General features: G+C 47.0%; 13 protein-coding genes. 3 read left to right on the top strand and 10 right to left on the bottom strand.

The features are described 5' to 3' along the window. Positions 1-28: 28 nt before the first annotated feature. From ileS to AAC052_RS18445, 4 genes are all read right to left on the bottom strand, one after another. Complete coding sequence (ileS, locus tag AAC052_RS18460) at positions 29-3,397, bottom strand: isoleucine--tRNA ligase (protein WP_339814958.1); 3,369 nt, start codon at positions 3,395-3,397, stop codon at positions 29-31. Between the two features lie 31 nt (positions 3,398-3,428). Beyond that, positions 3,429-5,852 carry an MMPL family transporter gene (locus tag AAC052_RS18455; RefSeq protein WP_339814957.1) on the bottom strand — a complete coding sequence of 808 codons (2,424 nt, stop codon included), beginning with the start codon at positions 5,850-5,852 and terminating at the stop codon, positions 3,429-3,431. A 72-nt stretch (positions 5,853-5,924) separates the two neighbouring features. Next, positions 5,925-7,265 carry a deoxyguanosinetriphosphate triphosphohydrolase gene (locus AAC052_RS18450; protein WP_317488650.1) on the bottom strand — a complete coding sequence of 447 codons (1,341 nt, stop codon included), beginning with the start codon at positions 7,263-7,265 and terminating at the stop codon, positions 5,925-5,927. Next, complete coding sequence (locus AAC052_RS18445) at positions 7,262-8,062, bottom strand: zinc-dependent peptidase (protein WP_339814956.1); 801 nt, start codon at positions 8,060-8,062, stop codon at positions 7,262-7,264. Before AAC052_RS18445 ends, AAC052_RS18450 begins: the two co-directional genes overlap by 4 nt. 60 nt (positions 8,063-8,122) lie before the next feature. Between AAC052_RS18445 and AAC052_RS18440 the strand changes: the two genes are divergently transcribed. Beyond that, entirely contained in the window at positions 8,123-9,478 is a 1,356-nt protein-coding gene (locus AAC052_RS18440) for a Fic family protein (RefSeq protein ID WP_339814955.1), read from the top strand. A 17-nt stretch (positions 9,479-9,495) separates the two neighbouring features. On the opposite strand, the gene AAC052_RS18435 is transcribed toward AAC052_RS18440, so the two are convergent. Continuing rightward, positions 9,496-10,977 (bottom strand): glycine--tRNA ligase, encoded by a 1,482-nt coding sequence (locus AAC052_RS18435; RefSeq protein ID WP_317488652.1) that lies wholly within the window; start codon positions 10,975-10,977, stop codon positions 9,496-9,498. Positions 10,978-11,113: 136 nt separating this feature from the next. After that, positions 11,114-13,027 carry a cation:proton antiporter gene (locus AAC052_RS18430; RefSeq protein WP_339814954.1) on the bottom strand — a complete coding sequence of 638 codons (1,914 nt, stop codon included), beginning with the start codon at positions 13,025-13,027 and terminating at the stop codon, positions 11,114-11,116. Between the two features lie 266 nt (positions 13,028-13,293). Between AAC052_RS18430 and AAC052_RS18425 the strand changes: the two genes are divergently transcribed. Next, positions 13,294-14,061, top strand: coding sequence for a DUF547 domain-containing protein (locus AAC052_RS18425; RefSeq protein ID WP_339814953.1), 768 nt, complete (start codon positions 13,294-13,296; stop codon positions 14,059-14,061). A 31-nt stretch (positions 14,062-14,092) separates the two neighbouring features. Here the strand turns inward: AAC052_RS18425 and AAC052_RS18420 are convergent, their stop codons facing one another. Further along, on the bottom strand, positions 14,093-19,261 hold the full coding sequence (locus AAC052_RS18420) for a PKD domain-containing protein (protein ID WP_339814952.1): 5,169 nt from the start codon (positions 19,259-19,261) through the stop codon (positions 14,093-14,095). A gap of 119 nt (positions 19,262-19,380) precedes the next feature. Here AAC052_RS18420 and AAC052_RS18415 point away from each other — a divergent pair, with 119 nt between their 5' ends. Then, on the top strand, positions 19,381-19,965 hold the full coding sequence (locus tag AAC052_RS18415; RefSeq protein ID WP_317488656.1) for a TIGR00730 family Rossman fold protein: 585 nt from the start codon (positions 19,381-19,383) through the stop codon (positions 19,963-19,965). A 5-nt stretch (positions 19,966-19,970) separates the two neighbouring features. On the opposite strand, the gene thrC is transcribed toward AAC052_RS18415, so the two are convergent. From thrC to thrA, 3 genes are read right to left on the bottom strand one after another with little or no spacing between them, the layout of a single operon-like run. Continuing rightward, positions 19,971-21,266, bottom strand: coding sequence for a threonine synthase (gene thrC, locus AAC052_RS18410; RefSeq protein ID WP_339814951.1), 1,296 nt, complete (start codon positions 21,264-21,266; stop codon positions 19,971-19,973). 2 nt (positions 21,267-21,268) lie between these two features. After that, entirely contained in the window at positions 21,269-22,204 is a 936-nt protein-coding gene (locus AAC052_RS18405) for a homoserine kinase (RefSeq protein WP_339814950.1), read from the bottom strand. After that, on the bottom strand, positions 22,194-24,686 hold the full coding sequence (gene thrA, locus AAC052_RS18400; RefSeq protein WP_317488659.1) for a bifunctional aspartate kinase/homoserine dehydrogenase I: 2,493 nt from the start codon (positions 24,684-24,686) through the stop codon (positions 22,194-22,196). Before thrA ends, AAC052_RS18405 begins: the two co-directional genes overlap by 11 nt. Between the last annotated feature and the right edge of the window lie 225 nt (positions 24,687-24,911).

The raw sequence follows: 24,911 nt of genomic DNA, 5'->3' as shown, positions 1-24,911 counted from the left end.
TAGGTGTTGGCTTCGACGATTGCTCTCTTTAAACGGTTACTTTGACTTCGAGGTTAAACTCATCCATATCCAAAACAACAGCGTCTGTCAGATCTCCCACCATTTCAAGCGAAAGGGCCTGGGTCTCACTGCAAATATAGTCTTTGAAACTAATCAAAGCCTCATTTACCATTTTTTCGCCTTCTTTAACCGACAACCTGATTTTGTCCTGCACGTCAAGCCCCATGTCCTTCCTCAGGTTTTGCACCCTGTTCACAAGATCACGGGCGATTCCTTCCCTCTTCAGCTCGTCTGTAATGGTGATGTCGAGGGCGACAGTCAGGCCATTTTCACTGGCAACCAACCAGCCAGGGATGTCCTCTGAAGAAATCTCAAAATCTTCCGGCGTAAGCTCAATGTCGCCTTTGGCTGTTTTCAGCAAGAACTTGCCAGTACCCTCCAGGCTGACAATATCTTCCTGTGTCATTTCCTTTACAGCAGCGGCTATATCTTTCATGATCGGGCCATGCTGCTGACCCAGCTTACGGAAATTCGGCTTGATGCTTTTGACAAGGATGCCCGATGTATCATCTATATACTCGATCGCCTTCACATTTACTTCTGACAAAATAAGGTCTTCCACGGCTTCGATATAATGCCTGGTAGAAGCATTCAGCACAGGAATCAGAATTCTTGACAGTGGCTGACGTACCTTGATCATCTGCTTTTTACGAAGCGAGTGAATCAAAGATGATACCTCCTGAGCCAACGCCATCTTCGTTTCCAGTTCTTTGTCAATGGCCGACTCGTCAGCCTTAGGGAACGCTGCCAGGTGTACTGACTCATCCGTTTCCCTTCCTGACACCTTATTGAGGTCAGAGAAAACACGCTCCATATAAAAAGGAGCGATCGGCGCAGCCAGGCGAGCTACTGTCTCCAGGCAGTCGTACAACGTTTGGTAAGCCGCTTTCTTGTCTTCGTTGTACTCACCTTTCCAGAAACGCTTCCTGTTCAGGCGCACATACCAGTTGGACATATCGTCCACAACAAAATTCTGAATCAACCGGCCAGCCTTCGTTGGCTCGTAATCGTCATAGGCTTCCGCCACCTGCTTTTTCACCGTATTCAGGCGAGAGGTAATCCACCGGTCGCTCTCTGTTCTCTTATTCAAAGGAACGACAGCCTCACTGTAGTTAAACCCATCCAGATTGGCGTAGAGCGCAAAGAAATTGTAGGTATTGTAGAGGGTTCCAAAGAAACGACGCTGTACTTCTAATATTCCATCGATATCAAACTTGAGGTTATCCCACGGATTTGCATTGGTGATCATATACCAGCGGGTGGGGTCGGCACCGTACTTCTCCAATGTAAGGAAGGGGTCAGCGGCATTGCCCAGGCGCTTCGACATTTTATTGCCGTTTTTGTCCAATACCAGACCGTTGGCAATCACATTTTTGAAGGCTACACTGTCGAACAGCATACCTGCTATTGCATGGAGTGTGAAGAACCAGCCACGGGTTTGATCCACACCTTCTGCGATATAGTCCGCAGGATAGTTGGCTTCAAATATCTCCTTGTTTTCAAATGGGTAGTGCCACTGCGCATAGGGCATAGCGCCCGAGTCAAACCAAACGTCGATCAGGTCAGTCTCCCGGCGCATGGGACGACCACTTTCACTTACCAAAACCACATCATCCACGAAAGGTCTGTGCAGATCCATATCGTCGGCAACGGGTGCCTTCATCAGGCCAGCTTTCACCGCCTTTTCCGATTCTGCTTTCAGCTCGGCAAATGAGCCAATGCATTTCATTTCTGACCTGTCGTCTGTTGCCCAGATAGGCAAAGGCGTGCCCCAGAAACGGCTGCGGCTCAGGTTCCAGTCCACCAGGTTCTCCAGCCAGTTGCCAAAGCGGCCGGTTCCGGTCGACTGCGGCTTCCAGTTGATGGTGTTGTTCAATGCCACCAGCTTGTCTTTGTAGGCTGTGGTTTTGATGAACCAGGAATCCATAGGATAGTAAAGCACCGGCTTGTCTGTTCTCCAGCAATGCGGATAGGTGTGCTCGTATTTCTCTACCTTAAAGGCTTTGTTTTCCTGCTTGAGAATGATGGAAATAATGACGTCCGTCGATTTGAAATTCGGATCGCTTTCATCCTCCTCTTTATAGTTCTTTACATAAAATCCGTCTTCGTCATACTCCTTGTGGGCGGTGATGTCCCACTCTTTCATCTTGGCTTTCAGGTAGGCGCCCACTTCATTGACAAACTTTCCTTTCCTGTCAACGATAGGCACTTCAAAGCCACCCTCATCTTTTACAAAAACACCGGGCAGGTTGTTCTGCACGGAGGTTCGAAAGTCATCCGCACCAAAGGTCTTGGAGATATGCACGATGCCTGTGCCGTCTTCGGTCGTCACAAAGTCGCCAATCACCACAGTGAAAGCAGGTTTTTCCAGCTTCACCACAGGAACGAGCTGCTCGTAGGCCATGCCGGCCAGTTCTTTGCCTTTGTACTCCTGCACCACTTTAAAAGGAATCAACTTGTCGCCGGGCTTATAGTCTTCCAGCTTTAGGTCGGCGGCCTTCTGATTGAAGTAAGCACTGACTCTGTCTTTTGCCAGGATTACATTTACCGGCGAAAAAGTATACTGATTGAAAGTGGCCACCTTCACGTAGGCGATCTCCTTACCCACAGCCAAACCGTTGTTGGCTGGCAAAGTCCACGGGGTGGTGGTCCAGGCAAGGAAGTAGTCGTTTTCTGTTCCTTCGATTTTAAACTGCGCCGCAATGGTGGTGTCCTTCACCATTTTATACGTGCCCGGCTGGTTCAGTTCGTGAGAGCTAAGACCGGTGCCTGCTGCGGGCGAATACGGCTGTATGGTGTAGCCTTTGTAAAGAAGGCCTTTGTCGTAAAACTTCTGCAATAAATTCCAGACAGACTCGATATAATCTTTCTCGAAGGTGATGTAAGGATTGTCCAAATCGACCCAGTAGCCCATTTTCTCAGTGAGGTCGTCCCACTGCCCTTTGAACTTCATCACCGCCTCACGGCACTTCTGGTTGTACTCCTCAACTGATATTTTCTTGCCGATATCGTCTTTGGTGATGCCCAGCTCTTTTTCTACCTGAAGTTCAACAGGCAAACCATGAGTATCCCAACCGCCTTTTCTTTTTACCTGAAAGCCTTGCTGCGTTTTATAACGACAAAAAATATCCTTCACCGTCCTCGCCATCACGTGGTGAATACCCGGTGTGCCATTGGCCGATGGGGGACCTTCGTAGAAAGTAAAAGTCGGGCGGCCCTCTCTTGAGCTTACAGATTTTTCAAATATTTTCTTCTGCTTCCAGTCTTCCAGCACTTCGGAAGCTACCTTGGCCAAGTCTATAGATTTATACTCTCTGTATTTCACAGCTTTCGTCATGATCTTCTCCTGAAAATTCAATCTTTAAGTACTACGATTGTGTTTGTTTGCTATTGAGCTCTTCCAGCTTAATTCGGTCAATGTCAATTTCTTCGTCGTCATTTTCCGTGTAAAAATCGCTATAGCTATCAATAAGCAAATGCTCGTTTTTGTTCCTCTTGCCGCTATCGAATCGCAGCAGTAAAGACGGCAGCAAGATGGTGTTCGTAAACATGGCAAAGAACAAAGTGGTGGAGGTCAGCGTTCCGAGCGCCACCGTTCCGCCAAATTCTGAAAAGGCAAATATTACGAAGCCAAAGAAAAGAATGATCGAAGTATAGATCATGCTGGATCCCACTTCTTTGATGCTTTTGCTCACTGCCACTGGCACAAAGAAATTGTTCGCAAACAATTCCAGCCTGTACTTGGCCAGGAAGTGGATGGAGTTATCAACCGATATCCCGAAAGCAATGCTAAAAATAAGGGCAGTGCTTGGCTTGAGTGGTATCCCAAAATAACCCATGATTCCCGCCGTAATAATCAACGGAATAAAGTTGGGTATCAGGGAAACAATGATCATCCGCAGGTTTCTGAAAAGCAGCCCCATCACAATGGCGATAACAAAAAAGGCCAGCACCATGCTACTGATCAGGTTTTGTATCAGGAATTTATTGCCCTTTATGAAAAGTAAAGTAGTGCCGGTGATGGTGGCAGACATTTTTGTTCCTTCAAAAAGGTCGGTAATCTTCGGCTCTATTACCTGAGTGACCAAGCTATCCATTTTATCTGAGCCCACATCGGCGATACGTACTGACACACGAACGATCTGACCGGTTGAGTCAATAAAGTTACTGGCCAGGCCTGAGCTCATTCCAGCCTCACCCTGAAGATAGCGAAGGACAAATGCCTGATCCCGGCTGGTTGGCAGCGAGTAAAACGCCGGGTTTTCGTTGTAAAAAGCCTGCCGGGCAGCCTTCACAAAACTTACGATGGAAACAGGCTGAGAGATGTAAGGTATGCTGTCAAGGAAATTGACCAATTGATCAATTTTCCTGAGGTTATTCAGGTTGAGTACTCCCTTTTTGTTGCCAGTATCAATCAAGAGCTCCAGTGGCATAACACCACTAAAATTCTCCTCGAAGAAAGCCAGGTCATACCTAACGGGGCTATCGTCGGGTAGGTCATCGATCATATGCGAAACTGCTCTGATACGAGTCATTCCAAATATCGACACCGCTACCAACACTATTGAGAACAAAAACACTTTGTATTTGTGCCTGTGCACCAGAAGGTCTATCCCATACAGCAGCTTAGCCAGCGGCTTCATGTCGAGGTGCTTCAGGTGGCGCTTTTTAGGTGGGGGCAAATAAGAGAATACCGTCGGGATGAATACGATGCTCACGATGAAAGTGGACATGATATTAATGCCGGCAATGGTTCCAAATTCACGAAGCACCACAATGTCGACAATAAGAAGCACGAGAAATCCAATGGCCGTAGTGAAGTTGGTCATCAACGTCACAATACCGATCCGCCTGATCATGTTCGACAAGGCCATCATTTTGTCGCCATGCAGGGCATATTCCTGGTGGTATTTGTTGAGCAAATACACGCAGTTGGGTATGCCTATGACGACAATAATTGGCGGAATGAGCCCAGTAAGCAGGGTGATTTTATAGCCAAAGAGAGACAGCGTTCCCATCACCCATACGATCATGGTGCCAATAAGAATGAGCGGGAAAAGCACAGCCTGGAATGACCGGAAGAAAAAGAAAAGGATGATGCCCGTAACAATGATAGAAAGCACGAGAAATAGCTGGAGCTCGGCCTTTACCTTGCTTGTGTTGATAAATCTGATGTAGGGCAAGCCAGCATAGTGTAGCTTGATGCCCGTTTCCTCTTCAAATAGCTGAGCCACCATCAGCACATCGCCCACCACACCATCACGGTTTTTTGTGCTGAGAATTTCCTTGTTGATGGACACCATGATAAGCGTGGCTCCATTGTCAGGGTTGATTAGCTGACCGCTATAAACTTTGATTTGGTTAGCCTCCCGCAACATAGAGTCGAGCGCCGGTTGCGTGTCAGGAATGCTCGTGAAAAACGGCTTCATTTCCAGCCGCTTTTTTTCATCGTTCTTTACAAGGTGCTGGAGGCTGGGAAGGGAAAGTACGTTTGTGATATTGTTGATGCGGGCCAGCTCGTCGGCCAAGTACCTGAACTTTTGAAAGTTCTCCACCTTATAGATGGCGCTGTCTTTTACGCCAATAGCCAGCATGTTTCCATCTTCACCAAACAGCTTTTTGAATTCCTGAAAATAGACCATGTCGGGGTCTGTATCCGGAACTGTTTTGGCAAGATCGAACGACCACTCAACTTTCCGGGCCTGATAGCCAAAAAAGGCTGTAAGGATAACCAGAATGATAAGAAGGGGAAGCCTGAATTTCAGGATGATATGTGCTAACTGGGTCCACATTTCCAAACGGAGCACAAATGTAATGAAATAATCTTTCTAAGGTAGTTGAGGGTCATTATTCCTTTCCTATTTCTACGATCTTATTCCTGGCAGCGAAATGCCGGTCAGGTTTCGGTACAGGGAAAGTGCGTGGCCGTCGGTAAGGCCAGAGATGAAATCAAGCACCGTTCGTAAGAGTTGATAGGTCGTTTCTGACTTTTGAATGCCCAAAAGAATGTCTGACGGCATGAGTTTGTATACGAGCTGGTCTCTATAGCCTGGTTTGTCAACAAAACGAACTTTGTAGGCAGCGCTACAGAAAGCCTCCATCAAACCTGAGATTACCTGAAACCCTGCCGCTTCTTTTTCGATTACCTGCCTCGACTGGTAAATCTGTGCCACTGACAGTTTGCTGATTTTTTCCAAGGTAGCACTGCAAGGCACCAGCGAAAACAGGTCAGCGTTCAATGTCCCATCAAGGATTTCCTTTTCGTTATCCAGAAAGGCTTTCGTTAACTGCCCTACTAAAATGTTGATGGCAAGCGCCCTCAGCGTCGCCATCTTTTCCTCCACAGTTTCCAGGTCATCCAGCTTCTCCGGTTTGTAAGCGTCGCCTATTATTTCAGCCAGTAAGTCTCTCGCCACCTCGTAGCGCACCCAACCAAGCCGGCACCCATCCTCCAAATCTATGATATGATAGCAGGTGTCGTCAGCAGCTTCCACCAGGTACACCAGCGGATGCCTGGCCCAGGCTATGTTTTTTATTTCTTCCTTCAGGCTGGTGGCTGCTGCTACTTCCTGAAAGATGTTTGCTTCTGTCTGATAAAAACCAAACTTCTTCTGGCTCTTTTTCTCTTTACTCTTCCCTTCAAATGACGACTGGCAGGGGTACTTGGTAAATGCCGCCAGCGTAGCATGCGTAAGCCGCAGCCCTTTGTTTTGAGCATGGCAAAGCAGCCGAAGCCCCTGGGCGTTGCCCTCAAATGAAACAAGATCAGCCCATTCGGCTTTTGTTACTTTCGACTCGAATATCCTTCCTTCGACATGGTTAAGAAAAAATTCCGAAATGGCTTTTTCGCCAGAATGCCCGAACGGTGGGTTGCCGATATCGTGCGCCAGGCAGGCAGCAGCCACAATGGAACCAAAGTCAGCGGCTGTGAGCGCAAGGCCTTTTTCTCTTTCCAGTATTTTCTCCCCCACCATTTTGCCCAGCGACCTACCCACGCTTGACACCTCAAGGCTGTGGGTAAGCCGGTTGTGCACAAAGTCGTGGTCGGGCAAAGGAAATACCTGCGTTTTGTCCTGCAGCCTGCGAAAAGGATAGGAGAAAATAATGCGGTCATAGTCCATTTCGAAAGGACTGCGGGCAGGGTCGAAGTTGATGCTTTTGGTGGCGCCGTATCGTTGGCTGTTGAGGAGTTCTTTCCAGATCATTGCGCCAAAGATAATAACCTGATGGGGTCCTGCCTTAACAAAAGCACTGTAAACTTGTAAAGCCTGGGGTGCTCCTGATGAAAGCCGACTGGCCTCTCGAAGAAATTCTCTATGGCCACGGCAAAAAATTCGTCTATGGAAACCCCTCCATAGCTTCTGAAGAAGGTCTCCGTTCCTTCCCGTATTTCGCCGATGGTATTGCGGGCAATAGTGGTCCACTCCTGTAGCACTCCTTCGTCAAAGAAGTTATACTCCTGGTTAAAGATTCCATTCTCCAGCTTCAGGGCATGGGCCATTTCGTGCAGGCCCAGGTTGCGTCCATCAGATCCATCGGCATAGCCACTCACAAAGCTTTTCCAGGACAGGACAATAATGCCGCCTCCCAGGTTCACTTCACCCCGATGGTAGCGTTTGAAAATGGTGCTGTAGTAGTCATCAGGGTAGACCAGTATTCTGCTGAAGTTTTCGAGATAGATATCAGGCAGGCCAAAAGTGAGCTGGGTAGCCGCTGCCGAAATCAGCACCTTCATTTCTTCCGTTACCGACTGCATTTGGCGGGGAGTGAAATCCTTGCGGTCGATAAATTCTATCAGCTTGTTCTCAAATTCAATCTTGAACCCAGCAGGAAGGCGCCGGTAGTAGTCGAAGTGCTTTTCAATATGGGGTCGAACTTTGTCTGGTGTCAGTGAGGGCCTTTCCCAGCGCATCCATCGCCAATAGCTTTCTGAGCGAGCTCTTCTTCTTACGACAACCCACAAAAATGCGAAAACTACACCAGCAGATAGAAAATAAGCCATTCAGGTTGGAATGAGGTAACTAATACTTGGTATCTTTAAACCATAAGAATAACGAAAAGGATGGATTCTGTTGCAAAAGCGCTTCAATTAAAAAAGGAACTAGACCAGCTCAGGCCCATTAAGCCTGAAGACGAGAGAAGGATTATGGACAAGTTCCGCCTGGACTGGAACTACCATTCCAATAACCTTGAAGGCAACTCACTCACCTACGGAGAAACGAAAGCGCTGATACTTTTTGGAATCACCGCTCAGGGCAAGCCGCTAAAGGATCATTTTGAGATCACCGGCCACAATGAAGCTATTAATCTGGTGCTCGACGTGGTAAAAGAGGAAAGGCCACTTACCGAGAATTTCATTAGAGAACTTCACAAGCTACTCCTGAAGGAATCCTACGAAGCAGATGCTATTACTCCCGATGGTAAACCCACAAAAAAGAGAATAACTATTGGTGCCTATAAAACTCAGCCCAATCATGTAAAGACAAAAACCGGGGAAATATTCCGCTTTTCCACTCCCGAGGAAACGCCAGCACTGATGCACGACCTAATGGAGTGGCTAGGGGAGGAAAAGGCAAAAGACCTCAACCCGGTTCTGGTGGCGGCAGAATTTCACTATAGATTTATCAGAATACATCCATTCGACGACGGGAATGGAAGGCTGGCAAGAATCTTGATGAATTTCATTTTGATGCAGTATGGTTTCCCACCTGTTATCATTAAAACTGAGGACAAGGAAAATTATTTCGCAGCTCTGCGGCTTGCTGACGTAGGTCAAATCGAGCCTTTCGTTGAGTACATAGGCGGCAATCTTGTCAGGTGTTTAGAGATTATGATCAAGGGGGCTATTGGGGAAAGCATTGAAGAGCCAGATGATTTGGACAAGGAGATAGCACTGCTTGATAAGAAACTTGAGAGTCTAATAAATTTGTCTGGAGTCATAAAATCAAAGGGCTACCTTACAAATTTTCTAAATCCTTTCATTTATTCCCTACAAGAGGAGCTGCGGAAGTCTTGGAGCGTCTTCGAAAAACATTATGACAAAAGTGTAAGCAGAATTCTTTTAAACGGAAGTAAAACCAACTTGCTATTCAAACATAGTTTACATCTCCTAGTCGATGAATTATTGCGTAAGCAGGAAACAGAGATAACTATTATCAATTCATTTTCAGGCTTTAAGGCTGCTGCTGTCGGAAGTTTTGACTTTACATCTCAAATATCTGTAGTTTTCCATGAAGACCAAGTAATAATAAGTCTACCTGAAGATTACCTAGTAATTTCATCGATTTACAATAAACCGCTTGAGCAAGATGATATTAGAAAAATTGTAAATGCCGACAAAAGACGACACAAAGAGTTGATTGAGAATAAAATTAGAGAAGCGGAGAGCAAAAACGGCACTCCCGCAAGGAAGCCCTAAAATTCAAAACAAACCTTCTAAAGCTTCTCAAATATCCTCTTAATAGAAACTGCCTCTCCAATTTTCTCCTTCAGTTCTGAGATATGCACTCTTTCCTGCGCCATGGTGTCACGGTGGCGGATGGTGACAGTATCGTTTTCCATCGTCTCGTAATCCACTGCGATACAGAACGGTGTGCCTATCAAATCCTGGCGGGTGTAGCGCTTGCCGATTGATTGCTGCTCTTCATAAATCAGGTTGAAATCGTACTTCAGCATGTCAAAAATCTGGCGGCCTTTTTCAGGCAGCCCATCTTTCTTCACCAATGGGAAAATGGCTGCCTTGATAGGTGCCAAAGCCGGGTGTAGCTTCAAATAAGTTCTTTCCTTCTTTTCATCCCCCTCACCTACGGTCTCTTCCGTATAAGCATTGCTCAACACCATCAAAAATGCCCTGTCGGCACCGATGGACGTTTCCACCACGTAGGGAATGTAGTTCTGATTGATTTCTGTATCGAAGTACTGCTGCTTTTTCTTCGAAAACTCCTGGTGGTTTTTTAGGTCAAAGTCGGTGCGGCTGTGGATGCCCTCCACTTCTTTGAACCCGAATGGAAATTGGTACTCGATATCAACAGCGGCATTGGCATAATGCGCCAACTTATCGTGGTTGTGAAACTTCAGCTTTTCAGCCGGAGTGCCCAGCGCCAGGTGCCATTTCATCCGGGCCTCTTTCCAGTACTCGTACCACTTCATTTCTTCACCCGGACGGACAAAAAACTGCATCTCCATCTGCTCAAATTCCCTCATTCGGAAAATGAACTGGCGGGCGACAATTTCATTTCTGAAAGCCTTACCGATCTGGGCAATACCAAAAGGCACTTTCATCCTGGCTGTCTTCTGCACATTCAGGAAGTTGACGAAAATCCCCTGGGCTGTTTCGGGCCTCAGGTAAACCACATCGGCCTCCTCAGACACCGAACCAATTTTGGTGGAAAACATCAGGTTGAATTGACGCACCTCTGTCCAATTGGCAGTGCCGGAGATGGGGCAAACAATTTTGTGGCTCTCAATGAGTTCTTTTACTCCTTTCAGGTCTTCAGCGGTCAGCAGCCTGTTCATGTCGGCAAGCAGCTGCTCTGCTTTGGCACTTTCACCGTTATTCTCATACTCAGTAGCCTTATCTTCAATGAGATTGTCGGCCCGATAGCGCTTCTTCGAGTCTTTGTTGTCGATCATCGGGTCGTTGAACCCGTCGACGTGGCCAGATGCCTTCCAGGTAGTTGGATGCATGAAGATGGCGGCGTCGATGCCCACAATGTTCTCGTTCAGGCGGGTCATGCTTTCCCACCAAACTTTTTTGATATTGTTCTTCAGCTCCACACCATAAGCACCATAATCATATACTGCCTGGAGGCCGTCATATATTTCACTTGAAGGGTATATGAAGCCATACTCCTTGGCATGAGCAATGAGGGTACGAAGCAAGTTGGTTTCTTCTTTAGGTGTGTTTTGAGAATTCATCAGTTCGTCTTATTCGGTTCCAAAAGAAAGAGCACCAGCCGTTGGCTGATTTCGTTTCAGGCCGCAAAGATATAGGATTAATGCTTGCAGAATAAAGAATTGGCTAGTAAAAATGGGGCTTCTGGCTCACGCACCGTTAGTTGCCAAAGCGCAGTTCAATTTCATCCAGGCTCTTGTTAGACCCAACCATGGTCACGATGTCGCCTGCTCTCAGCCGTGTATATCCGTGGGAGATGATCATTTGCCCTGCACGGCGAATCGAGAGAATAATAACTTCCGGAGGCAAACGAAGGCTTCGAAGAGGTAATCCATGGAAGTCTGGATTCCGAATAACCAGGTCCCTGGTGTCCTGGCCCTGCTCCATGCCCAGCAAAAGGCTTGTGGCTTGAGGAGATCGCACAAAATGGTCAAGCAAGCTCACCATAGCTGTAGATGGATCGATCACTTTAGCCCCAAGCTGGATAAACTTCTCCATATTGGAGCGCTCATTGAGCCGTACCACCAGTTGCTTGGTGCCGATCTGCTCATATACCATTTCGCAGATTTTATAATTTTCGTCGTCGGAAAGCAGCGTAACGATAGTGTCAAACTTCTTGGTATCCACACCTGCAAATACCGCCTTGTCTATTTCCTTTCTAAAGTGAAACTTAATGCCCTCAGGTATTTCGACGTCTTTTTCGTCCACAAGAGTAACCATTTCAACTTTCCATCCTTTGTCCATCAGCTGTCTGGAAAGTGCCAGCGACTGGCTTTCGTAGCCAAAAATTAAAGCATCCATCACCCCATCAAACTTGGGTGTCTCGGCTCTGCTTCTGTCTTCACCTATTAAATCGATGGCCCAGCGGATAAAGGGTGGCCCCACCAGCTGGTTGATAACTATGATGGCGATAACAAGCGTGGCGAAATCAGGGCCCCAATCTGGAAACTGATTGGCCACTGCAGTGGCAAGACCCAGTGCCACGCCAGCTTGCGAAATAAACGGCATCCAAATGACTTTATAAAACCTTCTCGGCCCTCTTGCTACTGCATTGCCCAGCAACCCACCAATAGCAATGGTGCCGAAGCGTATGGCAAAAAACAATAGAGCAATAGGCCAAACCAGCAGCAACACGGGAAGATCCATTGTAGCGCCAATGAGCGTAAAGAAAGCAACATAAATAGGAGAACCTACTTTCTTAATAATCAGCAAAAACTCAGCTCGCAGCGGAGAAAAATTAGTCACGTAAAAACTGGCAACCAGACAAATAAGCAGAGGTTCGAGGTATAACTCGTGCCCTGTCAGGTTGGTGGACATATCCAAAAAATAATCTGAGAAAACGTAAACGCCATAACCAAGGGCCAGCACTAAAACAGCCTTCAAAATATGTGAGCGCCGAATGCCTAAAAACAGCATAAGAATGCGACCTACCAACCACCCCAAGCCAAATGAGAGGCAGAGCTCTATAACGATAAAAAGTATGCTTAACAGGTCAAAGTCCTCTCCTTTCGAGAGTGTTTTTGCTACAGCCAAAATGACTGCAAATAAAACCACCACAAAAAAATCTTTGACGATCGTAACTCCCAATGTGATTTGGGTAAAGGGCCCCTTGGCTCTCAGCTCGCTTATTACAGCCATCACAGATGCAGGAGAGGTCGGTATAAAGATGGTGGCTGTTAATAAGGCAACCGAAAGCCTTTCCATAAAACCTAAGCCTCGCATGAAAGGAATGGTGTCCTCCAGAAAGAAGATCATAATCCCAGCCAGCACAAATGTGAATACCGTTTGGGTAATGGAATGCCACTTAATACTCTTGATCTGGCTCCGCATTTCATTCAGATACAGCTCCGAGCCAGCGGCAAAAGCTATATAAGCCAGCGCAGTTTGGCTGATGAAACCCAACTTAAACTTCGCAATTTCAGGAATGAGATTGAGCACATAAGGGCCCGCCAATACACCCGTGATCATCAAACCGGATATCAGAGGCAGCCTTATTTTTTGAAACAGGCTTGCTATTTGGTTGGAGGAAACAGCAATAAGTGTAAAACCACCTATCAGAACTAATAATTGCAAAAATGTTGACTCTTCAATCAAACTGCAGGTTGATTATATAAATGTTTAAGATTACTATAAGTGAAGGGTAATAAGCTCAAAAAATTACTCAAAAAAAGATATTTATAACAATTTGCATCCCAATTTAATGGCAACATTACCTTAACTACTTTGCAATGAACTGCTTAGAAATGAGTGAGATTGGGAATGTCATTTCAAAGACCATTTCTACCCTTTCACCAACATGTGCCGGGTTCAAACGTTATACTATAACACAACCGTTCGACATGAAACACATCTTCTACATTTTTCTGCTGCTGGCTTTTGTAAGTTGCGGCATAGCCTCGCCAAAACAGGAAAACACAAAACCGATTAGCCATGCTACCTTCGATGCTTTGCTCAAAAAACACGTAAACAAAGACGGCTGGGTGAATTACGAAGGCTTCAAAGAAGACAGAGCCGAACTAAAAAAATACCTGGATTTGATTCAGAACAACGCACCAAACGATAAGACCTGGAGCAAAGAGGATCGGCTGGCGTATTGGATCAATGCCTACAATGCTTTTACTATTGAGCTTATTCTTCAATATTACCCAGTGGAAAGCATCAAAGACATTGGCAGCAAAATTCAAATCCCCTTTGTGAATACACCCTGGGACATCAAGTTCATTAAAATAGGTGGTAAAGAGATGGATTTGAATAACATAGAGCACAGCATCCTAAGAAAGGAATTCGACGAGCCCAGGATACACTTTGCCGTCAATTGCGCCTCTTATTCGTGCCCGGTGCTAAGGGCCGAGGCCTACACCGGCGCAAAGATTGACCAGCAACTTAAAGAGCAGGCCATTAGCTTTATCAACGACGAGCGGCGAAACAAAATTACCAGCACAAGTGCTCAGCTGTCAAAACTATTCGATTGGTACAGTGGAGATTTCACTAAAAGCAAAAGCCTGAAAGATTTTATCAATCAGTTTGCCAAAGTAAAGATCGCTGATAAAACCAAAGTCAGCTATATCGACTACGACTGGCGATTGAATGACTCAAAGGACTTTTAGAAATGAGGCCGGCTCACCGCCAGCCCCATTTTTACCTTTTCAGAATCCGGGTTGAATACTGGCTACCCTCCTTTTGGATTGTAAGGAGATAGACGCCACTTGGCAGGTCTGCCATATCAATCCTTGTAGTTCCTTGTACCTTGGTTTGTACCTTTAAAAGCTTGCCCGACAAATCTGTCAACCGAATATTGAATGGCCCAATTTTGCCTGCCTCCGAGGTAACATTAACCACCGCAGTGGTTGGATTGGGGTAAACTTTTATGTTTTGTTGCAAATCATCGGCCACAGAAAGCACTTCCGTGAGCGTAATTGAGGCACTTTTTTTATTGTTGGCTTCATCTTTTTCTTCAATCACACTCTCTTCGTCAACTACTGCAATGATGAAATACTCCCCGGCTGTCAGTATCACCATATCAAAGGTTCCGGAGGCCGTTTGCTCTGCCCCATCCTCCATCTCCTCAAAAGCCACCGCCCCTAAAAACTCGTCCGCTAACGAGAGGTTCTCATCCTTAGAAAGGTAAAAACTCACCTCAAAAGCGCCTTCCGTAGGATCGTCGGAAAGATTGGAAACGGTTGCTCCAAGTGTGATTTCTTTGGCGCTCTGCGAAACCGGGGCATTCAGATCAGTAATGGTAAGATCCGCAAAGCCCTTTTCGGGTGTTGACACGAGTAACGAAGTGGTTTTTGACGAAACCTCGAGCACATCGTTCACTGCATACAAGCGGTATTTATAGTCTGTTAGTTCAAGTACGGCATCGTCTGTAAACTCCGTGACATCAGCTTCCAGTTCCGTGAGGGTAGCAAACGCTCCGGTTCCTACGGCCCTTTCCACAATGAAGGCAGTTTCCCTCGATGAATTATCGGCCCAGGAAAGTACCACTTTACGCCCAGTCGCCTTGTCAAGTGTGAGAGTCGTGGGTGCCTCAAGAGGGTCAAGCGTTTTTATTTCCACAACCTCGGTGTAATCGGACTCGCCTGTTGCGTTAACACCTTTTACTTTGTAGAAATAAGTCGACGACGGCGCCAAACTCAGGTCATCAAACGAAATGGTGTCAGCTCCAATTGTGCCAAGCGTAATAAACTGATCATTGTCCTCGGATCTTTGAATTTCAAAGCTTTCTTCGTCATCCGAATTGTCAACCCAATCGAGCACAACTGACACTGAAGAGTTAGCTATTACATTAAGGCCAGTGGGTGCTTCAATAGTAAACTCTGTCGTTGTTACCTCCACCACATTGCTAAAATCGGAGTCGCCATTTTTGTTGGTGGCTGCCACACGGAAGAAATATTTGGTTGCCTCTGTGAGTCCTCCACTGGTGTAACTGGTTGCGTTGACCGGCAAGTCTTTGATCTTAGTGAAAGTGGTGCCATTGGTGGACCTTTCGAGAAAAAATCCAGCCTCATCGATGGCATTGTCTTCCCAGCTCAGTTTTACTTCTGACGGCTTGGCCTCGGCAGTAAGGAGTGTTGGCGCCGATGGTGGATCGCTACCGATAATGGCTCCGGCGATTCCACTCACGCTCAGTAAATCAAAACCAGGCGAGGCGCCACCTAAATCCAGCCCAACTACTTTGATGGCCGTTACGGGTTCCTGAAAATTTATCGTTTCCAGATCGAAAGTAGTTGTGACATTGCTGCTGTTAGTACCTATGGCTGTGCCAATAAAAGAAAAATCAACGCCATTTGCACTTACATAAACGTTGGCATATTCGTTGACTCCCTCACATTCTCTGATGAAAATATCGTCCTGACCAGGAGCATTGATAATCACGTTGTCGGTAAATTCTACCGTCACATACGACCCCAGGGGCAGGCTCACAAAAGTATCTGTATTTCCATTGACATTGGTTGGAGCCAAAAGCCTCCTGTTGGCAAAAAATGCATTACACTCCCCCCCATACAAACCAGTAAAATCTGGATTGGTATTGCTGTAATATGAGTCTATCACGCCGTCAGAGAATTCAATACCTGTGCTAACATAAACGCCGACATGGTCCTCAATCGTAAGGGTGTTTGTTTCAGCTCCTTTTGTCACCTTGAGGGTCACATTGAACTTGCCGGAAGTATTATAAACAACAACAGGATTCTGACTGCTCGAAGTAGAAGGTGTTCCTCCTTCGAAAGTCCACGCCCAGGAAGTAGCACCTCCTGTAGATATGTCTGTGAACTTGATTTGATTGCCTACAAAAACAGTAGGCGTATTGACCTTAAACTTCGCTTTCAAAGCCGAATTATCAGCGGAAACCGTAACGTAGTTGGCTTTTAATATCTTGTTCTGCTCCCCTTCCTTAAACACCACCAACTCCACATCAAATGAGCCCGTCGTTTCATATTTCACCGTAGGATTTAGTTCCGTTGAAGCCGACGGTGTGCCCCCTTCAAAAAACCAGATAATCGATTCAGGCATACCCTTCGAAGCGTTTATGAAGTTGACCGTGTTGCCTTGCACCACTGTTTGGATATCGGAGGTAAACAACGCTTCAATCGGCCCATCATCAACTGGCCCTACCTGTACGTAGCCCTCGATAGTTTTCGTTGATGTTGCCCCGCTGGCATTTTTTGAAACAAGGGTCACTGTGTAGGCTCCGTCGGTTGCATAGGTTACTGATGGATTTTGGGAAGTTGAGGTTGCCGGCGTGCCCCCGTCGAAAGTCCAGGCCCAGGAGGTAGCTCCTTTCGACCTGTCAACAAACTCCACCGCAGTATTTTTCTCGGTAGCTCTGTTTTTCGCTACAAAATTCGCTGTAAGCGACGACTGACCAGCAAAAATTGAACTTGAGTAAAGCCCTCTGCCATGAGTGGCTGCGATCACCTCAAAGTCTGAGTCCCTCATCTGAAGCATGTCCACCCTCACATTGGCAAGGCCGTTGCTGAACTGCGCCCAGGTTGGTGAAGCAGCGGTCACTGACTTTGTTCCCCAGATTCCCATTTCGGTTGCCAAAATTACCTCATCAAAGTTGGTCGGATTGAACATGGCCCAACGCACAGGAAAATTGGGTAGATTGCCTTCTTTCGATGACCAGGTTGTGCCTCCATCGGCAGTGTACCAGACTGAGTTGACGCCATAGTTCGAAAATGTCACCAGCAGGTGGCTTTCGTCCTGCCCCACTTCAATGCTGGAAATCCACCCATTCGGAAATCCGCTGCCGGTGATCTCTGTCGGGTTTGAGTTGGAGGAGTTTGCCTTACTAATTTTGAAAAGCCTTCCGGCTGCGGTGCCAACAAAGAGCGTAGTTGACTGGCGAGTGTGCTGAGACACCCTAAGGTGAGACGCTTTTGCCCCAAGGCTGATACTGAGGTCGTTTCTGGTAAACCCTGTAGCATCCTTAATGAACCTTCCAATGGTGGACTCCGTCGCCGCTGTATAGAGCACATTCATTTCGTCATCATAGTCTGCCGGGTTGATAAAATGACCCGTCGCATCGTCGCTGGCTATACTGCTGCTCGTCTCCCAATTATTGGTTGAAAAGCGGTAATCGTTGTAAACGTAAGAGGCGATTTGCGTCACGGCGTCAGTCTGGTCAATAAAACAATAAGCCCCGTCGCCACCTCTCACCTCCACCGTGGCATTAATCCCCGCCGACTGAAATTGCTGAGTGCCGTTGTCCTGAGCCCCTGCCAGAAAATAATTTTTGGATTTATCAGGATGAATAGCATTTGCGTAAAATTGCGTGACGTTGTACCCATTGTTTCTGGCAACAATCAAATCTGTAGCCGATGGATTCGAAAAATCGTTTGTCCAAAACACGCCGCCATCATTTCCGAAAATAATTTCCGATGAGCTTCCGGGTTTGTACCGAATTGCGTGCTGATCGGCATGCACATAGGAATAGGGCATGGAACCCATATTAGCATTGTTCGACCATTTCGATATCTGTTTCCAGGTGCCCCCTCCGTCGGTGCTCATATGAAGATTAATCCCACCGATAACTACCGTACTGTCTCTATTCGGATCCACTTCAGCGATAAGATCATACCATGCCTGGCCCCGGGTAAAGTCATCGGCATCAATGCCATTGTCGGCATCGTCAGGAAGTGTCAGCAGGCTCCAGGTTGCTCCTCCATCAGAAGTTCTGACAATCTGTTTTATCTTCTCGTCGTTTTCAATCAAGCCATAAACGGCCAAAGCATTTGAGCTGGAGACTGCCAGTTCAACCCTGCCACTTCTTTCTGAAACTGTGGTTTCGTAAGCAGTGGTAAAAGAAATACCATCGTCGGAGAACAGGATGGTGCCACCACCCAAACCATTGTAATCAGAGTAGTTGTTGCGGTAAGTTCCAATCCAGAGCCTGTTGTCGGGGCCAATTTCGATGTCGCCGACACCATATTTTGCACTTGGCTGGCTAAAATTGGGTAGATTCTTCATCACCTGAGTAAATGTAGTGCCGCCGTCCGTTGACCTTTGCAGGCCTTGAAACTCACTACCAAAAAAACCACCCTGTGTACTACTGGCGATTATGCCTGCGTAAACGACGCTTGTCGCCGCCTCATTCCTCACAACGATATCGGCCACATACCCAAAATTCGCTGAAGCAGACAGCTGAGTCCATGTCGTTCCTCCGTTGGTCGACTTCCATATTCCCTGCCCGCTGATGCCTCCGAAGCTCTCACCAGTTCCGACATAAAAGGTTTGGGTATTATTTGGGTCGTAGGCAATGCAGTTAACAGCCAGGTTGCTCCAAAAATCATCGACTTTTGTCCAGATAGAGCTAGCGCTTGTGATGTCATTGTTGAACCATAATCCGCCAGATACCCCTCCGGCCCAAACCTTTTTACCGGTGGCGTCATTGGGATCCCACATGAGTGCTCTTGTCCTGCCTCCCACATTTTTTGGGCCTCTTTCCACCCACGGCGCTGTTGATTCCCCTGGCAGGGTTCCGTAAGTCCTGGCGTTTCGTGCTGCCGCCAAAATCTCCGGGAGCTTTTCGGGTGTAGGTCGCAGCAAAGCAGGATCCATTGTCATAAAAAACTCTTGTTGCATTCTTTTGTCCGGGCCCTCTCTTTCCCGTTCCTCCTCTTCGGCCTCACCCACGCCTGCCTGCCCAGATTTGGTGATCTTTGAATAGGGATGCTCTCTTATGAAGGCTTCATAAGCGATCCGTGAATCAATTGGCCGATTTTCCTCTTGAACAAGAAGGACGGTTGAGCCTACAAAAAATAAAAAAAGCAGTCCATTGAGATAGTGCTTCATCTTTATCATAAGGGGTCAGGTTAGTAAAATTCCAGGTTACAGTAAAAATCAATGCAACAAATTACTAGGTTTAACCTCAATAAGAAATACTCGGAAAAAAGTATTTATCAAATCTCAAATTGTACATAATGAAGTCAGTCTGTGTGTTTTGTGGTTCTGCTGAGGGAAAAAACCCTCAATTTGTGGAGCAAGCTCAAATTCTTGGAAAACTTCTTGCCAAAAACAGTATTGAACTCATTTATGGTGGGTCACAAATTGGTATCATGGGTGCTGTGGCCAATAGCTGTATGAATGCAAGTGGAAAGGTCACAGGAGTTATCCCAAATTTTCTGGCCAGCAAGGAGATCGCCCACACGGGTGTTACCAAACTTGTCAGGGTGGAGTCGATGCATGAACGCAAAACCATCATGTCGCAACTTTCAGAGGGCTTCATAGCCTTGCCGGGTGGGTTCGGTACGCTTGAGGAGCTTTGCGAAATACTCACCTGGCGTCAGCTGGGACTCATTCATGCCCCTATTGGCATCCTCAACACTAACGGATACTACGACTATTTGCACCAGCTCTTTGCTCACATGACGGTGAATGGTCTGCTGAAAAAGGCGAATTTCGATGTTGTGATCTGGGAAACTGACCCTACCCGCCTACTCGACAAAATGGTTGCGGCAGCCAGTGAACTTTCTGCAAGGAAACCGTCAGGCCTTAGTAAGTCCTGAAAAGCCTAGTTCATCAAGAAGCTCTTCAAAGCATCGAGGCTGGCTTCCATTTTCACTGAATTTTTGGGCTTTGCCATGGTCTCTTTCAGCACTTCAGGGATTTCAACTTTCCCACCAAGCACCTTGTCAACCACATCGTAGAATTTAGCCGGGTGGGCTGTGGCCAAAAACACTCCCGTCTTGCCAGCATGGTTTTTCAGATAGTCTTTGGCTCCCAAATAGCCTATGGCGCTATGTGGGCAAAGCAGGTATTCCTCCTTTTCAAAGACCTCCTTCATGGCCTGCGACGTTTGAGCGTCAGTATACCAGGCACCTGAAATATCCCGGTTGATCTTGTCGTAGCTTCCGCCATACAATGCCTGCACCCGTGGAAAGTTACTCGGGTTGCCCACATCCATGGCATTGCTGATCGTCTTCACCGAAGGCTTTGGCTGAAACTTTTCCGTCAGCAAATAATCGGGCACTATGTGATTGGCATTCGTTGCAGCCACAAAGTGGTCGATTGGTAATCCCATTTTCTTTGAAATAAGTCCTCCACACAAATTCCCAAAGTTGCCAGACGGCGTACAGAAGAAGACTGGCTTGCCGTCGCTGTGCAACATCGACCAGGCATAGTGGTAATAGAACGATTGAGGGATCAGCCTCGCTATGTTGATTGAATTGGCTGAAGTGAAATGACGCACCGTGTTCAGCTCTTTGTCAAGGAAAGCCTGTTTCACCATGCGCTGGCAATCGTCAAACGTGCCATCAATCTCCAGCGCCTTCACATTTTGGCCTATCGTTGTTAGCTGCTTCTCCTGAATTTCACTCACCTTGCCGCTCGGATAAAGGATCACTACGTTGATGCCCGGAACACCCAGGAAGCCGTGGGCAACTGCACTACCTGTATCGCCAGAGGTGGCCACCAGAATGGTAATCTCTTTCTGTTTCTTCTCCAGAAAATGGCCCATGATCCGGCTCATGAACCTGGCGCCAAAGTCTTTGAAAGCCAGCGTAGGCCCATGAAAAAGCTCAAGACCAAAAATATTGTCTTCTACCTGATGAAGCTCTATCGGAAAATTCATGGCGTCGTAAATGATCTTCTCCAGGTCTTTTCTTCCTATTTCATCACCAATCAGGGTATCAGTTACATCCAAGGCCAGCTCCTGAAAAGACATGTCCTCCAGCCCTTCGAAAAATTTGGCAGAAAGTGCCGGAATGGCTTTTGGCATATAAAGCCCATTGTCGTCAGGGAGTCCTTTAAAAACCGCCTCTTCAAAACTTACTTCGGGAGATTGCTTATTGGTGCTGTATAACTTCATTTTCAATCTAATATTTTAGGGCCTGCGGTATTCACTTCGGAAATGTAGAGGTTAGCCGATATGCCTCGCTTTTTAAGAATGCCTTCCATAACTCCTCCGGCTTTTGCTATTGCCTCAAATCCATCAGCCAGGGCAAACATGGCTGGGCCGGAGCCTGAAATGCCAAAACCAATGACCCCTTCGGAAGACAGAGCAGCTTCTTTGATTTCGTAGAAATGCGGGATCAACGCAGCCCTTTTTGGCTCCACAATCTCATCTATCAGGGCTCTGCGCATTAAACCAAGGTCGTTGGTGTATAGCGCTGAAACAAAGCCTGCTAAATTACCGGCGTACTTTACTGAAGCTTTCATGGTCACCTCTTTTGGCAGCATGGCTCTGGCATCGCCCGTCGACACTTCCACTGCGGGGTGCAAAACTGCGACATACATATTCGGCGGAACCGGCAAAGAAAGCACCTCCAATGGTTCGTAGCTTTTAACCAACGTAATGCCCCCGAGCAGCGACGGTGCCACATTATCGGCATGGCCACTGCCACAGGCAATTCGTTCGCCCTCTACTGCAAAACGTAGCAATTCCCTTTGGTTCAAAGGCCTTCCCAGCAATTCGTTAACGGCGAAAACACCTGCAACGGCACTGGCAGCACTAGATCCCATGCCGCTACCAAAGGGCATTTTCTTATAAAGAGAAATTTCAATGCCCCCGCTATAATCAATTTCCTGCAAGAACTGGTTGGCTGAAATGCCCGCCGTGTTCTTTGATGCGTCTTTCGACAGTCGCCCTTCGTCTCCTTCGATGGAGACGATAGTTACTCCACTTCCGCTTGTTTTTTTAGCCACCAGCTCATCTCCCGGCCCATTGATGGCGAGTCCAAGAATATCGAAGCCGCAGGTTAAATTGGCTACAGTTGCAGGAGCAAACACTTTGATACTATCCGCCATAGCCACCTGCAAATTTGTAGTTGTCCTGAATAAAATGATTGCTGATGCTGATGATCTCTGCAAAAACGCCTGCCGAAGTCACTTCTGCTCCAGCACCCGGCCCTTTTACTACCAAAGGTCTTTCAAAATACCTTTGGGTGGTGAAGGAAATGATGTTGTCGCTGCCAGAAAGACTGTAAAACGGATGTTCGGCATCGACTGCTTGCAGCGAAATGGAGGCTTTTCCCTCCTCTACTTTGGCAATAAAGCGAAGCTTCTTCCCTTCGTCCATCGCCTTCTTTCTCATGGCTTCCAGTCTGCCGTCTTCTTTTTTGAGTTCTTCAAAAAAAGCGTCAATGTTTGGTGCTTTGAAACAGGCGTCAGACAAAATAGGCTCCAGCTTCACATCCTTGATGTCGAGCTTCTGGCCCGCCTCTCTGCCCAAAATCAAGATCTTTCTTGCCACGTCCATCCCGTTCAGGTCGTCTCTTGGGTCGGGTTCGGTCAGTCCTTTGCTACGTGCCTCCGTCACCACCTGGCTAAAAGGCACACCCTCTTTAAAGCTGTTGAATATGTAGGAAAGCGTGCCCGACAAGATGCCTTCAATTTTGATGATCTTATCGCCGCTGTACTTCAAATCATTGAGCGTGTTGATGACGGGAAGTCCGGCACCCACGTTCGTTTCGTACATGAATTTCACACCGTGTTTGGCCGCCTGCTTCTTTAGCTTTTCGTAAAAAGCCAGTGGGCCCGAGTTGGCCAGCTTGTTTGGCGTAACGATAGAAATGCTGGACTCCAAAATATCTTCGTAAAACTCGATCACTTTAGCGCTCGACGTGCAGTCGATAAACACCGAATTGGCCAGGTTCATAGATTCCATTTTTTCTATGAACGCTGAAAGTTCTATGCCCTTTCCTGGCTTGTCCACAAGCTTGCGCCAAGTGTTAAGGTCAATGCCGCCTTCATCAAAAGCCATGTGACGAGAGTTGGCAATACCCACAAGATTGATTTTCAGCGAACGCTCCTCCATGAGGTAGGCCGCTTGTGCTTTGATTTGCTCGATAAGGGTGCTGCCAATCAGCCCGGTACCCACAAGAAACACATTGAGCGATTTTCTATCTGAAAGAAAGAAGGTTTCGTGCAACGAGTTGAGCGCCTTGGAAATATTGGCTCTGTTGATTACCACCGACACGTTGAGCTCCGAGGAACCCTGGGCAATGGCGACGACATTGATGCCGTTTCTGCCAAACGCCTGGAAAAGCTTGCCAGCAATGCCCGGCGTATTCTTCATGTTTTCCCCAATAACAGCGACTATAGACAAGTCTTCCTCAGCCTGGATCCTATCTATCTCTCGGTTTTTGATCTCCTGGGCAAATTCCTCTTTCAATACGTCTCTGGCAATGGTGCCATCTTTTGGGCTCACCGCAAAAGTGATTGAATGCTCGGATGAGGCCTGCGTGATGAGGACGATGTTCACATTTTTCCTGGCAAGCGCTCCAAAAAGCCTCGATGCCACCCCAGGCACACCCGCAATGCCACCACCTATCAGACTAACAAGCGACATGTTTTCAATGGAGGAAATGCCTTTCACCGGGTACTTTTTTCCAGTGCTTTGCTGCGTAATTAAGGTGCCTTCAAATGCCGGGTTAAACGTGTTTCTTATTCGTAGTGGGATCTTCTTCGAAATGGCTGGCTGCAGCGTAGGCGGGTAAATAACCTTGGCCCCAAAGTGCGACATTTCCATTGCCTCCACATAGCTTAGGCTCGTCATTGAATAGGCTTCTCTCACCTTGCGTGGGTCGGCTGTCATTACGCCATCTACGTCAGTCCAAATCTCTACTTCGTCGGCGTCCAATGCAGCAGCTAGGATGGAGGCAGTGTAGTCGGAGCCGCCACGGCCAAGTGTGGTGGTTTCATTTTGTGCAGTGCTGGCAATAAAACCTGTAGCTACCACCATCGACTTGTTCCCTTCAAAGAAGCCTTTCACCAAAGCATTGGTTTCCTTGAAATTAACCTTCGATCCGCCGAAATGATTGTCCGTTCTGATCACCCGGCGGGTGTCGAGAAACGTAGCGTTTATTCCAATCTTTTGCAGGTAAAGTGTGATTATATTGGCTGAAAGTCGCTCACCAAAGCTCTGTATCAAATCCAGCGATCGAACGGAAAGCTCTTTGATAAGGAACACCCCGTGAAGCATGTCCTTCAACTCTGCAAACAGCTTGTCAATGGTGTCCCGCCCTTCAGGGTGGAGTTTGTTATCATTGAGGCGCTTCATGGTGTCGAGGTGCAGCAGTCGCAGTCGCTCCAAATCCACCAGGTACGACTCATCGCCGGAAACTGCCACATCACCCAGCGCAATAAGCCGGTTGGTAACACCGCTCATAGCAGAAACTACCACGACAACTTCGGTTCCCTGCTTTTGGTAATCCTGAAGGATAGCCGCCACCTTTCGTATATTTTCCGAGGACCCCACTGAAGTGCCTCCGAACTTTAAGACTTTCATAAATTCGCAAAAAATTTAGTCCACAGACAGTCCACACTGACCAATCATCTTTTGTTTCGAGGAAGATTTATCACCGATTTCGACCGTCAAAAATAGGAATCGGCAAATTTGATAAAAGAATTACCAAAAAGAGAATGAAGTTGGGAAAAAACAGGTACAACGGTTTGATATTGCAAAATAATGAACTGAATGACAGGCACTACTGCGCTTTGACAGATTTATGTT

Origin of the sequence: uncultured Imperialibacter sp., from assembly GCF_963974565.1 — a bacterium.
Taxonomy (GTDB): Bacteria; Bacteroidota; Bacteroidia; order Cytophagales; family Cyclobacteriaceae; genus Imperialibacter; species Imperialibacter roseus.
The sequence above is the reverse complement of the archived record's forward strand: the minus strand, read 5'-3'. Positions and strand labels throughout refer to the sequence as shown.